This window comes from Knoellia sp. B-D-2 (assembly GCF_057714695.1).
Genome location: NZ_CM173189.1, coordinates 1,742,214 through 1,757,314 on the forward strand (window position 1 = coordinate 1,742,214; position 15,101 = coordinate 1,757,314).

The following is a 15,101-nucleotide window of genomic DNA, read 5'->3' on the forward strand; positions in this document are numbered from 1 at the left end:
TCGCGACGTCAGTCGACGAGGCCGCGCTCGCGACCGATCGCCGCGGCCTCGGTGCGCGAGGCGGCCCCGAGCTTGGCGAGGATGCGCGAGACGTGGACGCTCGCGGTCTTGGTGGAGATGAAGAGCTGGGCACCGATTTGGCCGTTGCTCAGGCCGCGGGCGACGAGGCCGAGCACCTCGTGCTCGCGGGCCGTCAGGTCGGTGTCGCCGTGCGTCCCCACCCCCGAGCCGGCTCCGGGCCCGACCGTGAGGTCGTCGACCTCACGGAGCAGCGGGGCGGCACCGAGACGGACCGCCACCTCGCGGGCCAGGCCGGCCTCGTGTCGCGCCCGGCCGGTGTCACCGACCGCCCGCAGCGCCGCGGCGAGGCGGGCGCGCGAGCGTGCGGTCTCGTGGACGTGGCCGTACCGCTCGAAGGCGTCGACCGAGTCCTGCCACGCGCGGACCAGGGCGTCCGGGCTCGGGGTGTCCGAGCGGGGGTCCCGCCAGCGCAGGCGCAGCAGCTCGGCCCGCAGCCGGACGTCCCACGCCCAGGTCTCGGTGTTGCTCCGGGCCAGGCCCTCGGCCGGCGCGGCGGCGGACGGGTCCCGGACGCCGCGTTGCGGACGCTGGACGATCGCGTCGGCCCGCGCCGTGAGCGCCTCGAGGTCGGCGAGCGCCCTGCGGCGCAGCGCGTCGTCGAGGTGGGGTGCCGCGGTCCCTGCCTGCCCGGCGAGCAGCGCGGACAGCCGGACGACCGCGTGGAAGCGACCCCACGTCCGCTCGAGCTGCGCGACGGCGTCCTGGGCGATGTCGAGGGCCCGGGTGAGGTCTCCCTGCCCGCCGTAGTGCTCGACGGCGGGCATGACGAGCTGGACGACACCGAAGCCGTCGACGTGCCACCACTCGCGCACCGCCGCGATCTCGTCCTCACCGAGGACCTCGCCCCGGCCGGCGCGCACCGTCATGAGGGCCGCGTCGAAGAAGGCGCGGCCGGGCTGCGGCAGCAGCGGGTCGTCCACGGCGAGACGTCGCCGCGCGCCGTCCCAGTCGCCGATCTCGTATGCCGTGAGCCCACCGATGAGGCGCGACTCCAGGGCGAACGGCGCCCAGTCGAGGTGGAGCGCGCGGGCGACGGCGGCGCCCCGGTCGTAGGACTCCAGGGCCCGGTGGAGGTCGCCGCGACGATGGTGCATCGTCGCGGCCTGGTGGTGGATGCGGATGAGCAGCGGGTCGGGCCGGTCGCCGAGGTCGGCGAGCAGCCGGTCGATGTGCCGTTCGAGGGCGTCGAGGTCGTCGTGGATCTCGATGACCCGCGACAGGACCGTGCGGATCTCGTGGTGAGCGGCGGACCGCCCGAGCGTCTCGGCGAGGGTGCTCGCCTCCTCACCGAGGGCGGCGGCCTCCCCGTACCGGCGGTTGTCGACGAGCTGCTGGGTGTGCGCGGTGAGGACGAACAGCCGCTCGGCGCCGTCCTCCTCCGGCACGAGGGCGAGGGCCTCGGTCGTCATGGCGATCCCGGCCTCGGGCACGAGCAGGTCGTTGAGCCGGCTGCGGTTGGCGCAGGTGGCGAGCAGCCGGGCGCGCGCGACGGGCGTCTGGCCGGGACCCGGGTGCTCGATCCGGTCACGGAGCAGCTGGACGGAGCGCATGACGTCGCCTGCCGCCAGCGCGGCGTCCGACGCCTCGAGGCTGACCTCGTCACGCTCCGGTGCGGACTCCGCCATCCACGACAGCGCCTGCTCGAGGTGCTCGAGCGCCCCCGAGGGCCCACCCACGGCCAGGTCGCCGCGGGCGGCGTCCCGCGACGCGGCGACGGCCGTGGCGAGGTCACCGGCGGCGGCGGCGTGCCGTGCCAGCTCCGAGGCCGGGCCGAGTGTCGGGTCGGATGCCAGCACACCGGCATACGCGCGGTGGAGGCGCAGTCGCTCACCCGGCATGAGGTCGTCCGTCACGGTCTCACCGAGCAGCGCGTGGCGGAAGGCGTAGGCGGGGGGCCACCGGGTCTCGACGACGTGGTGCTCGACGGCGTCCGCGACGGCGGCCTCGAGCTCGGGCTCGGTGAGTCCGGTGACGCGCAGCAGCAGCTCGTGGCCCACCGTGCGCCCGGCGAGGGACATCGCCCGGATGACCTGCTGGGCGTGCGGGGTGAGCTGGTCGATGCGGGCGCCGAGGACCCGACCCAGGCCACCGGAGACCGGGCGTCCGGAGACGGCGCTCGCGGTGAGCTCCTCGGCGAAGAAGGGGTTGCCCTCGGCGCGGCGGGCGATCTCGGCGGCCACGGCGTCGTCGAGGTGCCGTCCCTCGTCCCGGGTGACGATGTCGTGGATCGCGGCGTCCGCGAGCGCGTGCAGGTCCAGCCGCTCGACCCCGGCGATCCGGGCCCAGACCGCGAGGGTCTCGTGCAGCGGGTGGCGCCGGTGGAGGTCGTCGGAGCGGTAGGCGACGACGAGGGCCACCGGTGTGGAGAACCCGCGGGTGAGGAGGAGGGTGAGCAGGTCGCGGGAGGAGTGGTCGGCCCAGTGGGCGTCCTCGACGAGCACGAGGAGGGGCGCGACCTCACCGACCGCGGTGAGCAGGGCGTGGACCCCCTCGGCCACGTGCCCGGGTGACTGCGTCGTCGTCGTCTCCTCCCGCCCGCCGGGGAGGAGGACACCCAGCGCCGGGCGGGTCGCCACCTGGTGCTCGACCACGTCGGCGGCGAGCTGCTGGAGCCGCGTGACGATCTCGGTGAAGGGCAGGTGCGCGACCCCGCTGCCGGCCTGGCCCACGCAGTGTCCCCACGCGACGTTCCAGCCGGACGCCTGGGCGTCCTGCGCCACGCGGGCGAGGAGGCTGGACTTGCCGATGCCCGCGTCCCCGGACACGACGACGCCGACCCCATGAGGGTCCTCGAGACCGATGATCTCGGCGATCCTCGCGAGGTCGGCGTCGCGGCCGACGAGCTCGCGCACGGGAGCAGTCATGCTGGCGATTATCGACGACTCCGTGTCCCCGGCGGGTGCGAGTGCTGCGGGTGCCCCACCGTCGCTCAGCGGCTCCCGCGCGCGGCCTGGACGCGGGCTCGGACCCGACGGATGACGTGGAGGGAGGAGCCGGGGCGCTCGTGCGTCTCGGGGGTGAGCCCGTAGCGGGCGTGGATCTCGGCCTTGACGAGCTCCGGGGTGATGAGGGCGTTCATGGCGGGTCCTTTCGTGACCGGTTCTGCTGACTCCTCCACGGTCGTCCCGTGAGGTAGGCGCCCACATCGGGCGTATGCCGTATCTCTCGCGGGCGGGGCCACCTCAGCCCGCGGGGCGGGCCACCTCAGCCCGTGGGTCGGGCGCCTCAGGCCGGCTTCGTGGGGTTGCGACGCCGTGGGTACCGATGAGTAGCCATCTCGTTCCGAAGTGGGGAGATCCGGGGGCACGCGCGTGGGAATGCTGTGGAACACGGCTCCGTAGCGTTCTTTTCAACAACCCCACACGTCGGGAACACCCCGGCGGCCTCGATCCAGGAGAACGACATGAGCGTCAGCCGCACCAAGAAGATCCTCATCCCGCTCGCCACCCTGACCGTCGCCGGTGCCATCGCCGTCGGCTCGGGTGCGACCTTTTCGTCGACGACCGGCAACACCATCAGCTCGGTCACCAGTGGCACGCTGACGCACACGAACTCCAAGGACGGCGGCGCGATCTTCACCCTCACGAACATGAAGCCGGGTGACACCGTCATCGGCGCCGTCACCCTGACGAACACGGGCACCCTGCCGGCCAGGTTCAGCCTCACCGAGACCCTGTCGGCCAACGCCTTCGGCGAGAAGACCGCGGGCGAGAACTACCTCAAGCTCGTCATCACCGACGTCGCGACGAACACCCCGGTCTACAACGGCAACTTCGGCGACCTCGTCGACGGCACCGCCACCGCCCTCGGTGAGTTCGCCCCCGCCGCCGCCAACACCTACCGCTTCACCGTCACCCTGGACGCGGCCGCGCCGAACAGCGAGCAGGGCAAGAGCGCCAACGCCACGTACACCTGGGACTCTGTCCAGCTCGACGGCTCGACCTTCGACCAGTCCTGACTCCTGAGCACGACGATCGACATCCGGGTTGAGGCAGGGCGCCCCACCGGCGCCCTGCCACCGGCCCAGCCCGTCACACCAGCTCCACCCGCCTGACCGCCCCCCCTGCGCCCCGCGCACCCCACACCCGCCAGCACCGCCGCACGAAGGAGCCCGAGATGCCTCGTCTCGCCCAGGTCGCCCGCCGCTGCGTCCGCGCGCTCGGCACCGTGCTCCTGCTCGTCGTCACCCTGGGCTGCGTGGCCTACATCGTGCCCGGCCTCCTGGGCTACGAGCGCTACGTCATCACCGGCGGCTCGATGTCCGGCGCGATCGAGCGCGGCTCGATCGTCTTCGAGAAGCCCGTCGCCGTCGAGGACCTCGCCGTCGGCGACGTCATCACCTACCTGCCCCCGCGGGACAGCGGCGTCGGCAACCTCGTCACGCACCGCATCACGGGAATCGCGCCCGGCGAGAACGGCACGACCGTCTTCAGGACCCAGGGCGACGCGAACCCCGACCCGGACCCGTGGACCTTCGGCCTTGCCGAGGGGACCCAGCCGGTCGTCGAGCACGCCGTCCCGTACGTCGGCTACGCGTTCGTCGCCCTGGCGGACCCACAGGTGCGGACGATCGCCATCGGCGGCCCCGCCGCGGTCATCGCCCTCCTGGCGCTGCGCGACCTCGTCGGCGCCCTTCGTCCCCCGCGGACGCCCCGCCCGGAGGTGTCCGCACCCTCGGGAGCCGGCCTCCCCGTCTGATGCCTGCCCCGGGCGTTTCCCCCACCTGCCGTAGCGAAACGGGGAACACCTGGGGCAGATCTGTGGAAGAGCCGTGGAGCCCTTCTCACTAGCGTTGGTGCCAACGCCAGGGCTCCTGCCCACCACCCACCCGCCGACCCACCGCAGAAGAGGACGACACCGTGACGAGGCTCTCTCGCTCGCTTCAGCTCCTCCTCCTCGCTGCCGTGGTCGCAGTGACCACCATCGGTCTTCCCGGCTTCTCGTCGGCCACCTTCACCGCGACCAGCCAGGCCGGTGCCACCGTGAGGGCCGCCGTCGACTGGACCCCTCCGACCGTGTCGGTCGTCAGCCCCGGCGCTGCGGTCAAGGACACCACCACCATCTCGATGACCGCTGCCGACGCCGAGACCGGCATCGCCTCGGTGACCCTGCAGCAGCTCGCACCCGGCGCTTCCGACTGGGCGACGATCTGCACCGACACGCTTGCGCCCTGGTCATGCTCCTGGGCGACCGCCGGGCTGGCCGACGGGCAGTACTCGCTGCGCGCCCGCGCCACCGACAACGCCGGCTACCAGACGATCTCCGACACCGTGCGAACGACGGTCGCCAACAAGATCCTCGTCGTCCTCACCTCGCCGGGCGACGTGGTCCGCGGCACCGTCGGCCTCACCACATCCGTCCACAACAACGCAGCCGGAGGCACGGTCAGGGTCGAGTACGCCCCCACCGGGACCACTTCGTGGAAGTCGATCTGCACCGGCCTGGCCAGCCCCTACGGCTGCAGCTGGAACACGTCGGCCCTCACGGCGGGGGACTACGACCTCCGCTCGGTCCTCACCGCGGGCACCACCCAGACCCCCTCGGCCACCGTTGAGGCCGTCACCGTCGACAACGCGGCGCCGAGCATCACGATGGCCGACCCCGGCAGCCCGCTGAGCGGCACGCGGACCTTCGCGACCACCGCCACGGACGCCGACTCCGGCGTCACCGCGGTCAGCATCCAGCACCGGCGCAGTGGGACCTCCACCTGGCAGGACCTGTGCACGATGTCCGACGAGCCGTGGTCCTGCCGCGTCGCCACCTCCGCGCTCCTCGACGGGACCTACTCCTTCCGCGCCGTTGCCACCGACGTGGCCGGAAACCAGACCACCTCGGCGACCATCGCGAACCGGATCGTGGACAACACCATCTCCTCGATCACGGTCGACGTCCCCTCGACCCTCACCGGCACCGTCACCGTCGCCGCAGCGGCCAGCTCGACCGCCGGTGTCACCTCGGTCCGCATCCAGGTCACGCCGACCGGGTCCGCCATGTGGTCCGACCTGTGCACCGACACCACCTCGCCCTACTCCTGCACCTGGGACACGACCACGATGCTCGACGGGCCCTACGACGTCCGAGGCATCCTCGTGGACGGCACGGGCCAGTCCCTGACCTCCGCGGTCGTCCCCGGACAGCTCGTCGACAACGCCCCGCTGCGCGGCGTGGACGTCCAGAGCGCCAACGGTGCAGGCTCGGTTGGCAAGGCCGACGCGGAAGACACGGTCACGTTGACCTACAGCGGCCAGGTCGAACTCGCCACGGTCATTCCCGGGTGGACCGGGGCCGGCACGGCGGTCACGGTGAGGTTGCGCGACGGGGAGTCCCTGGGCAGGACCTCCACCGACGACACGATCGACGTGCTCTCGGGGGCCACCGCGGTCAACCTCGGCTCGGTCAACCTTCGGAGGGACTTCATCAAGAAGGCGAAGTCGGCCACGTTCAACGCGACCATGACCGCGGGGACCGTCACGACGAGCACCGGTGTCATCCGCACCACCATCACCCTGCGGCTCGGCACGGTCGTCGGCTCCGGTCACAGCGCCCTCAAAACCTCCTCGACGAACGGCGCGATGATCTGGACCCCGTCGGCCGCGGTCACCGACCTGCAGGGCCGTCCCGCCTCGACGACCCCGGTCACCGAGACCGGCGCCTCCGACCGGGACCTCTGATGCACCCCGCGCTCACGACCACCCCCCGGTGGGCGGCCCTCGCCGCGGTGGTCCTCGGTCTGGTCCTCGTGGAGCGCACCGTCCAGGCCGCCTCGACCACGGCCATGATCCTGACGGGCGTGGTCGCCCTCCTCGCGTTCGCCGGCGGTGTCGCGATGTGGCTCCACAACGGCTTCGAGTCACATCTCGCCGTCGTCGTCGCGACCTTTGCCACGACGATCGGCACCGTACTGAGCCTCACTCTCGGTATGCCGGGCAGCGCCCGGACGGCGGTTTCGCCGATGCACGTCGTGATCCTCGTCCTCTCGGCGGTGATCGGTGTCCTGCTCGTGCTCGACGCGCGTGACCGACGCGCCGAGCGCTGACCGCAGCCGAGCCGTATGCTGCCTCCATGGGGGCTCACGTGCTTGTCGTCGAGGACGACGACCGGATCGCCGCACCCCTGGTGCGGACCCTGGGCCGCGAGGGCTACGAGGTCGAGCGCCTGTCCGAGGGGCTTCCGGCGCTCCCGCGGCTGGCGAGCGGCGAGGTGGACCTGCTGCTCCTCGACCTCGGCCTCCCCGACATCGACGGCCTTGACGTGTGCCGCCGTGCCCGTGAGGAAGGGTTCACCGGCGGCATCATCATCCTCACGGCGCGCGACGGCGAGCTGGACCTGGTGGTCGGGCTCGACGTCGGAGCGGACGACTACCTCGCGAAGCCGTTCGGGCTCTCGGTGCTGCTCGCCCGGGTCCGGGCCCTCGTGCGACGCGGGGCGGGAGCCGTGGCGACCGCTCCGTCTCCGGTCGCGGTCGCGCCGGTCGCCACGAGGACCAGCGCTCTGCGCGTCGACGTCACCGCGCGCCGCATCTGGGTCCGTGACAGCGAGCTCGCCGCGACGTCCAAGGAGTTCGACGTGCTCGCGCTGCTGGACGCGAATCGCGGGGCCGTGGTCAGCCGGGAGCGGCTGATCAGCGAAGTGTGGGACGAAAACTGGTTCGGTTCGACGAAGACACTCGACGCCACCATCGGCCGACTCCGGCAGAAGCTCGACGACTCGGATGCCCCGGCGCAGGTGACGACGGTGCGCGGGGTGGGATTCCGGCTCGAGGACGTCGCGCATGCGTGAGCGGCTCGTGGTGGTCCTCGTCGGGATGGCCATCGTGATGATGGCGCTGTTCGGCGTTCCTCGGGCGTACCTGCTCGCCGACCTCGTGACGACCCAGGAGGAGCGTCAGGTCGAGAGGTCCGCAGACCTGGTGACCGTGGCGATCGCTGAGCACACCCGGGCGGCCGCGCCCGTGACCTCGGCGTTCCTCGAGGGCCTGCTCGACGATGGTGACGGCATCGAGTACGTCGCCCCGGGCGACACGGTCGTGCGCGCGGGGGAGCCGGTCGTCGGCGCCGAGGGCGACATCGTGCAGACCCGGCGGCTCGAGGGCGGAGCGTCCGTGACGATGAGTCGCTCGGGCGCCCTCGTCGAGCAGCGGGTCTCGGACGCCGTACGGCCCTCCATCGTCGCCGCACTAGTGCTCGTCGTCCTCGCTGCCGGGCTGGGCTTCGTCCTCGCCCGCCGACTGGCACGACCGTTCGCCGAGCTGGCCGATGCGGCCGAACACGTGGGACAGGCGCGCTTCGACCTCGAGCTGCCGCACTACTCGATCCGTGAGGCCGAGGCCATCGGTAGCGCCCTGCGCCGGGCCTCCGCCCAGCTCGACGTCCTCGTCGGGCGCGAGCGCGAGTTCGCGACCAACGTGTCGCACCAGCTGCGTTCACCGGTCACCGCCCTGCGGCTGACCCTCGAGGACCTCACGATGTGGCCCGAGACGACGCCGAACGTCGCCGCCGAGCTGACTGAGTCAATCTCGGAGCTGGACCGCCTCAGCGGCGCGATCACCGAGATCCTCGAGCTGTCCCGGGGCCAGCGCCTGGGCGAAGCGGTCGACCTGGACCTGTCCGAGCTCGTGGCCGAGGCAGTCGCCCGCTGGCGCCCGCGCTTCGCAGCCGCGGGGCGTGAGCTGCTGCACGACCCGGACGAGCGCGTGCTGGCGCACGTCGTGCGCGGTCCGGTGGCCCAGATCCTCGACGTCCTCCTCGAGAACGCCTGTGCGCACGGCGAGGGCCGGGTCGTGGCCGGCGCTCGAGACCTCGGCAAGTTCCTGCACGTGGGTGTCGTGGACGAGGGCGCGAGGTCCGTCGACGACGAGGTCTTCCGCCGCGGTGCGAGCGCGGCGGACAGCCAGGGTCATGGACTCGGGCTCACCATCGCCTCGCAGCTCGCGATCTCGGTCGGTGGCTACCTCACCCTCGCCGACGCACCCACGACGACCTTCGTCCTCGTGGTGCCGGCCAAGGCCGACGTGCTCAACCTGCTGACGGTCTGAGCATCCCGGACGCATCCCTTCGGGCACGACCCAGCTCGCCCACGGTAGGGGTCAGGCCGAAGGCCGCTTGCTCCCGTTGCGTCGCGCTCGAGTAGCGGACCGGGTCGGACCCAGCTCCCTGAGGTCGGTGATGTTGACCTCGAAGCCGGCGGCACGGCATACGGAGAGCATGAGCCGCGACCCTGTGCTGGCACCGGCCGCGGTCAGCACCCAGAGCTCCTCGGCCGCGCCCACAGCCAGTGCAGGAGCGACTCGGCGCGGGCCGGGGGTGGGTTCGACACGTTGAGGGTGAGCACGGACGGCACAAGAGCCGACGAGCTCGGGCAGCGACACGCTGCCCCACACGGAGGCCTGTGCCGCGAGCGTCGACGGTTTCGAGGCGTTCGTGTTCGTCACGCCCGAGGACAACCACGGCATCCCCGGCCAGCTCAAGAACGCCCTGGACTTCCTCTACGCGCGGTGGAACGACAAGGTCGCCGGCATCGTCTGCTACGGCAGCAACGGGGGCTTCCGCGCCGCCGAACAGCTCCCGCTGACCCTCAACGAGCTCCAGGTGGCCGTCGTGCGGGCGCAGGTCGAGCTGTCGACGTTCGACGACATGGACTCGTCCGGATGGATGCGCCCGCGCGAGGACCAGGGCGCCAAGCGCAAGGCCATGCGGACCGCGGTGGAGCGGTGGGCAGGGGCGATGCGGACGATGCACCGGGCCGATCCGGCCTAGAAGACGGGGCGCCCGCCGGTGACGCCCAGCACGGTCCCGGAGACGTAGCTCGCCTCGTCGGAGGCGAGGAAGACGTACGCGGCGGCCACCTCGACCGGGTGCCCGGCCCGGCCCAACGGGGTGTCGGCGCCGAAGCCCTCGACCTTGTCCGGCGGCATCGTCGCGGGGATGAGCGGTGTCCAGATCGGTCCCGGGGCGACGGCGTTGACGCGGACGCCACGCGGACCGAGCTCGCTGGCGAGGTTGACCACCAGGTTGTTGAGGGCGGCCTTCGTCGCGGCGTAGTCGAGCAGGTGCTCGGAAGGCTCGTAGGCCTGAATCGACGTCGTGACGATGACCGAGCCGCCGGCCTTCTCGAGGTCCGCCGCGAGCGCCTGGACGAGCCAGAACGTCGAGAAGACGTTGGTGGCGAAGGTGCGCTGGATCTGCTCGGGCGGGAAGGCCTCGAGGTCGTCGAACGTCATCTGGTACGCGGCGTTGCAGACGAGGACGTCCAGCCCGCCGAGGACCTCCACGGCGTCCCGGGCCAGCTGCTGGTTGGCCGCGAGCTCGGTGAGGTCGGTCGCGAAGAGGTGGGCGGTGCCGCCGACCTCGCTGACGACCCGGACGGTGTCCTCGGCGTCGGCCTGCTCCTGCGGGAGGTGGGCGATCGCGACCGCCGCGCCCTCCTTGGCCATGGTGATCGCGACGGCGCGACCGATGCCCGAGTCGCCACCCGTGACGAGCACCCGTTTGCCCCCGAGGCGCTCGCGGCCCGTCCACGAGGACTCCCCGTGGTCGGGCCTGGGACGGAGCCCGTCAGTGGTTCCGGGCCAGTCCTGCGACTGGCCGGGGATCTCGGTGAGCTCGGGGCGCGTCATGGGTCCTCCTTGTGGCGGGGATGGGTACACGTCGAGTCCTACCCACTCCGCACTGGGACAATGCCTCATGCCCGACTACGGTCTCGACCTCGAGTTCGGCATCTTCCCGACCCCGGACGCCTCCCGTCACCACGAGGTGCTCGAGCTGGCCCAGCTCGCCGACGTGCTGGGCCTCGAGCACGTGAGCATTCAGGACCACCCCTACCAGGCGGCCCACCTCGACACGTGGACGCTGCTGTCGGTGATCGGCTCCCGCACCAGCCAGGTGCGGCTGTCGACCAACGTGGCCAACCTGCCGCTCCGGCCACCCGTGGTGCTCGCGAAGGCGGCGGCCACCCTCGACCTGCTCACGGGCGGGCGGGTCGAGCTGGGCCTCGGGGCGGGGGCGTTCTGGGACGGCATCGTCGCGGCCGGGGGCGAGCGGCGCACGCCGGGGGAGTCGGTCGACGCGCTGGCGGAGGCGGTCTCGGTCCTGCGCGCCTTCTGGGCGGGCGAGCGGGGGCGGTTCGAGGGCGAGCACTACACGACCAAGGGACTGCGCCCGGGGCCACGACCGGCCCACGACATCCCGATCTGGCTCGGCGCCTACCAGCCACGGATGATCCGGCTGACCGGCCGGGTCGCCGACGGTTGGGTCCCGAGCATGGCCTACGCCGACCCGTCGGCCCTTCCGGACCTCACCGCCCGGCTCGACGAGGCTGCGGTCGCCGCGGGTCGTGCACCTCAGGACATCCGCCGGATCTACAACATCTCCGGCCGGTTCGGCTCGGGGTCGGGGCTGTTGCAGGGCGGGCCGGGAGACTGGGCCGAGCAGCTCACCGACCTCGCGGTCGGCATCGGCATGTGCACCTTCATCCTCGGCGCCGACGACCCGAATGTCGTCCGGCGCTTCGCCGAGGAGGTCGTGCCGTTGGCGCGCGAGCTCGTGGCGGCCGAGCGTGAGGGCGGTCGGCCGGACGAGGTGACGCCATCGCGGAGACACGGCGCCGGGGCTCAGCAGGCGGCGGGAACCGCTGTGGCGCAGGACCGGTCGGCGTTCACAACCGAGCAGCTGGCCGTCCCCCGGCACCTCGTCGAGGTCCACGACCACCTCCGGCGCGAGCTCGAGCAGGTCCGCGACATCGTCCGGCAGGTGCGGGAGGGACACGAGAGCGTCGCCGCCGCCCGGTCGGTCATCAACACGATGACCATGCGCCAGAACAACTGGACGCTCGGCGCCTACTGCGAGTCGTACTGCCGCATCGTCACGGGCCACCACACCAACGAGGACAGGGGGATCTTCCCCCACCTGCTGCGGGCCGACCCGGCGCTCCAGCCGGTCGTCACGCGGCTCCACGACGAGCACGAGGTGATCGCCGGCCTGCTCGACGGGCTCGATCGCGCCCTCGTGGCGCTCGTCGGTGACGCGGGCCACGGCTCCTCGGGGCGGCGCGCCCTCGACAGCCTGTCCGACGCCCTCGACGACCTCTCCGACGCCCTGCTGGCCCACCTGTCCTACGAGGAGGAGGCGCTCCATGACCCGCTCGCCATCCACGGCTTCGGCTGACGTCGCCGGCATCCCGCTCGACGCCGTCGACTTCTACCGTGCGCTCGAGCTCGCCAACTCGCGCGAGTGGTGGGCCGTCAACAAGGAGCGGTATGCCGCGAGCGTCCGCGAGCCCATGGCGCACCTCGGTGACGTGCTCACCGAGGAGTTCGGCGAGCCCAGGCTGTTCCGGCCGAACCGGGACGTCCGCTTCAGCAAGGACAAGGCGCCGTACAAGGACCACCAGGGGCTGTTCGTCCCGACCTCCGCGCGCATGGGCTGGTACGTCCAGGTCCGCGCCGACGGCCTCCGGACCGCCGGCGGGTTCTATGCGTCCGAGTCCGACCAGGTGGCCCGCTACCGGGCCTCGGTCGCCGACGACGTGGTCGGCGACCGGCTCGTGGCCCTCGTCGAGGCGCTGTCGGACAACGGTTTCGAGATCGGGGGTGACGTCCTCGCGACGCGACCACGCGGCACACCCGCAGACCATCCACGGTTGGAGCTGCTGCGGCACCGGACCCTCACGGCGTCCCGGGACCACGGCACGCCGGACTGGCTGGAGGCCGACGAGGTCGCCGACCGGGTGCGCGAGGACTGGGTGGCGCTGCGGCCACTCATCGAGTGGTGCGACCAGTACGTCGGCGCCAGCGAGAAGCCGGGGAGGCGGTGATGGTCCGGCGCGCGAGGGCGAGCGACGTCGACGCCATCGCCGGTGCGCTGCCCGAGACCGAGCTCGGCATCTCCTGGGGCGACCGGCCGACGTGGAAGGTCCGCGGCAAGGGGTTCCTGCTCTACCGCATGCCGCACAAGACCGCCGTCGACCCCGAGACGGGGGAGATGTGGGACGACCTCCTCGTCGTCTTCACACCGGACATGGGGGTCAAGCAGTCCCTCGTCGAGGCCGACAGCCCGTTCTTCGACATCCCCACTTCCGCAACCACCCGGGTGTGCTCGTGCGGCTGTCCCGCATCGGCGAGATCGACCGCGCCGAGCTCGAGGAGATCATCGTCGAGGCGTGGGCGGCCAAGGCTCCCAAGAAGCTCGTCCGCGAGCACCTCGGCCCTGACACAATGATGCCATGAGCGGTGACGGCACGAAGGACTCACCCTGGGAGCTGACGACGGCCCCCGGCACCTCGGCCTACACGATGTACCGCGACGAGTCCGCGGACCCGCCGGCCCTCGTGTGCCAGGTCGGGTCGACGACGTTGAGGTACCACCTCAGCGCGGTCGAGGACCTGCACGCGATGCTCCGGGAGCGCGGCGACTGGGTCGACCTCGGCGCGGCCGACGAGAAGAAGCCGGCCAGGGACGGGACGGTCGAGGCGTGGGGCCGGGCCGACGACAACCCGGTGGGCGGCTGGTACGGGCTGCGCCCCGGCTACCGCGGTCGCTTCGGGATGTACCTCCCGCCCCTGCTCGAGGAGCTCGGCCTCATCGAGCTCGAGCACCTTCCCCGCAACAACCGCGCCCGCGCCCTCTGAGGGCGCGTCACCGAAGTGGAGTCGGCTGCCATGCAGATGCCCCGGCACAGCGACGAGGCCAAGGCCCACTTCCGCACGCTCGTCCCCGACGTCCCCGGCGTCGAGGTGAAGCCGATGTTCGGCTCGGTCGGAGCGTTCGTCAACGGCACCATGTTCGCGGGCCTGTTCGGGGAGTCGCTCGGGGTCAAGCTCGACGAGTCCGGTCTCGACGAGCTGCGCGCCCTGCCCGGCAGCGGTCCGTTCGGACCGACCGAGCGGCCGATGAACGGCTGGCAGTCGCTGCCCCCGGACCTGTCCGACGCCGACGCCGCCGACTGGTTCGAGCGAGCCCGCGCGCACGTCGAGACCCTTCCGCCCAAGGTGCGCAAGCCGACGAAGAGGGCCGCGGGTAGACCGCCGAGCTAGCGGGCGCGGGTGCCCGTTCCGGCCGGCCCGGTCAGCGCCGGGGCTCGCGGATCGCGGTGCGGACCGAGAACAGCTCGGGGAAGAAGGTGAGCTCCAGGGCGCGCTGCAGGAACCCGACGCCGCTCGAGCCACCCGTGCCCGTCTTCATCCCGATGACCCGCTGCACGGTCTTGAGGTGGCGGAAGCGCCACAGCTGGAAGTTGTCCTCGAGGTCGACGAGCTCCTCGCACGCCTCGTAGACGTCCCAGTGCGTCTCCGCGTCCTCGTAGATGTCGGTGAACAGCCGGACGAGGTCGTCGTTCGGGACGTGGGCGACGCTCACGTCCCGGTCGAGGATCTCCTGAGGCACGGCATACCCCCGCCGTGCGAGGTGGCGCAGGAACTCGTCGTAGATGCTCGGGGCCTCGAGGAGCTCCTCGAGCAGCGCGTGGGCCTTCGGGTCGGCCTCGTGGACCTTGAGCATGCCGCGGTGCTTGTTGCCGAGCATGAACTCGACCCCGCGGTACTGCCACGACTGGAAGCCGGACGCGTGGCCGAGGTAGCCGCGGAACTGGCTGTACTCCGTCGGCGTGAGGGTGGCGAGCACCGACCACTGGTCGGTGAGCGTGCGCTGGATGTGCTTGACCCGGGCGACGCGCTTGAGGGCCACCCGCATCTCGTCCTGGGCGAGCAGCGCTGCCGCGGAGCGCAGCTCGTGGAGGACCAGCTTGAGCCACAGCTCCGACGTCTGGTGCTGGATGATGAAGAGCATCTCGTCGTGGTGCTCGGGGTCGCTCACCGGGTGCTGGGCGCTGAGGAGCTCGTCGATCGCGAGGTAGGAGCCGTAGCTCATCTCCTTGGCGAAGTCGGTGTGGATGCCGGCCTCGATCGGCCGGGTGTTGTCCTTCGACGTTGCGCTCATGGGCCCAACCTTAGGACGCACGTCCCCGGGCCCGGACGGCCCGGAACGGCGACGCCCGGCAGGGTCGTGCCGGGGTGGCCGGCGCGAGACC

16 protein-coding genes are annotated in these 15,101 nt (G+C 72.0%); 12 read left to right on the forward strand and 4 right to left on the reverse strand.

Annotated elements, in window-relative coordinates:
• Positions 1-8: 8 nt before the first annotated feature.
• Together AC3EU2_RS08335 and AC3EU2_RS08340 are read right to left on the reverse strand one after the other, a co-directional pair.
• On the reverse strand, positions 9-2,945 hold the full coding sequence (locus AC3EU2_RS08335) for a helix-turn-helix transcriptional regulator (RefSeq protein WP_488179238.1): 2,937 nt from the start codon (positions 2,943-2,945) through the stop codon (positions 9-11).
• Between the two features lie 65 nt (positions 2,946-3,010).
• Positions 3,011-3,160, reverse strand: coding sequence for a hypothetical protein (locus AC3EU2_RS08340; protein WP_488179239.1), 150 nt, complete (start codon positions 3,158-3,160; stop codon positions 3,011-3,013).
• 324 nt (positions 3,161-3,484) lie between these two features.
• Between AC3EU2_RS08340 and AC3EU2_RS08345 the strand changes: the two genes are divergently transcribed.
• The 7 genes from AC3EU2_RS08345 to AC3EU2_RS08375 all read left to right on the forward strand — a co-directional run bounded on the left by AC3EU2_RS08345 (position 3,485) and on the right by AC3EU2_RS08375 (position 9,836).
• Complete coding sequence (locus AC3EU2_RS08345; protein ID WP_488179240.1) at positions 3,485-4,039, forward strand: TasA family protein; 555 nt, start codon at positions 3,485-3,487, stop codon at positions 4,037-4,039.
• Positions 4,040-4,197: 158 nt separating this feature from the next.
• Complete coding sequence (locus AC3EU2_RS08350; protein ID WP_488179241.1) at positions 4,198-4,779, forward strand: signal peptidase I; 582 nt, start codon at positions 4,198-4,200, stop codon at positions 4,777-4,779.
• A 161-nt stretch (positions 4,780-4,940) separates the two neighbouring features.
• Positions 4,941-6,752 carry an Ig-like domain-containing protein gene (locus AC3EU2_RS08355; protein ID WP_488179242.1) on the forward strand — a complete coding sequence of 604 codons (1,812 nt, stop codon included), beginning with the start codon at positions 4,941-4,943 and terminating at the stop codon, positions 6,750-6,752.
• Positions 6,752-7,117, forward strand: a complete 366-nt coding sequence (locus AC3EU2_RS08360) for a hypothetical protein (RefSeq protein WP_488179243.1) — start codon at positions 6,752-6,754, stop codon at positions 7,115-7,117. The genes AC3EU2_RS08355 and AC3EU2_RS08360 overlap by 1 nt, the downstream gene beginning before the upstream one ends.
• Positions 7,118-7,143: 26 nt before the next feature.
• A complete protein-coding gene (locus AC3EU2_RS08365) occupies positions 7,144-7,860 on the forward strand; it encodes a response regulator transcription factor (RefSeq protein WP_488179244.1) in 717 nt (238 codons plus the stop codon).
• The gene (locus tag AC3EU2_RS08370; RefSeq protein ID WP_488179245.1) at positions 7,853-9,115 is read left to right on the forward strand and encodes a sensor histidine kinase; all 1,263 of its coding nucleotides are present in this window, start codon (positions 7,853-7,855) and stop codon (positions 9,113-9,115) included. Before AC3EU2_RS08365 ends, AC3EU2_RS08370 begins: the two co-directional genes overlap by 8 nt.
• Positions 9,116-9,449: 334 nt before the next feature.
• Positions 9,450-9,836 carry an NADPH-dependent FMN reductase gene (locus AC3EU2_RS08375; protein WP_488179461.1) on the forward strand — a complete coding sequence of 129 codons (387 nt, stop codon included), beginning with the start codon at positions 9,450-9,452 and terminating at the stop codon, positions 9,834-9,836.
• Here the strand turns inward: AC3EU2_RS08375 and AC3EU2_RS08380 are convergent.
• Positions 9,833-10,696, reverse strand: a complete 864-nt coding sequence (locus tag AC3EU2_RS08380; protein WP_488179246.1) for an SDR family oxidoreductase — start codon at positions 10,694-10,696, stop codon at positions 9,833-9,835. The two genes, AC3EU2_RS08375 and AC3EU2_RS08380, sit on opposite strands and share 4 nt — an antisense overlap.
• Before the next feature lie 67 nt (positions 10,697-10,763).
• Between AC3EU2_RS08380 and AC3EU2_RS08385 the strand changes: the two genes are divergently transcribed.
• From AC3EU2_RS08385 to AC3EU2_RS08405, 5 genes are read left to right on the forward strand one after another with little or no spacing between them, the layout of a single operon-like run.
• Positions 10,764-12,242 (forward strand): LLM class flavin-dependent oxidoreductase, encoded by a 1,479-nt coding sequence (locus AC3EU2_RS08385; protein WP_488179247.1) that lies wholly within the window; start codon positions 10,764-10,766, stop codon positions 12,240-12,242.
• On the forward strand, positions 12,211-12,891 hold the full coding sequence (locus AC3EU2_RS08390; protein WP_488179248.1) for a DUF2461 domain-containing protein: 681 nt from the start codon (positions 12,211-12,213) through the stop codon (positions 12,889-12,891). The genes AC3EU2_RS08385 and AC3EU2_RS08390 overlap by 32 nt, the downstream gene beginning before the upstream one ends.
• A complete protein-coding gene (locus AC3EU2_RS08395) occupies positions 12,891-13,295 on the forward strand; it encodes a hypothetical protein (protein WP_488179249.1) in 405 nt (134 codons plus the stop codon). Before AC3EU2_RS08390 ends, AC3EU2_RS08395 begins: the two co-directional genes overlap by 1 nt.
• 4 nt (positions 13,296-13,299) lie before the next feature.
• A complete protein-coding gene (locus AC3EU2_RS08400) occupies positions 13,300-13,704 on the forward strand; it encodes a DUF6855 family protein (protein ID WP_488179250.1) in 405 nt (134 codons plus the stop codon).
• A 30-nt stretch (positions 13,705-13,734) separates the two neighbouring features.
• The gene (locus tag AC3EU2_RS08405) at positions 13,735-14,109 is read left to right on the forward strand and encodes a TfoX/Sxy family protein (RefSeq protein WP_488179251.1); all 375 of its coding nucleotides are present in this window, start codon (positions 13,735-13,737) and stop codon (positions 14,107-14,109) included.
• A gap of 31 nt (positions 14,110-14,140) precedes the next feature.
• Here the strand turns inward: AC3EU2_RS08405 and kynA are convergent, their stop codons facing one another.
• Positions 14,141-15,010: a tryptophan 2,3-dioxygenase gene (gene kynA / locus AC3EU2_RS08410; RefSeq protein ID WP_488179252.1), complete on the reverse strand. Its 870-nt coding sequence runs from the start codon at positions 15,008-15,010 to the stop codon at positions 14,141-14,143.
• Between the last annotated feature and the right edge of the window lie 91 nt (positions 15,011-15,101).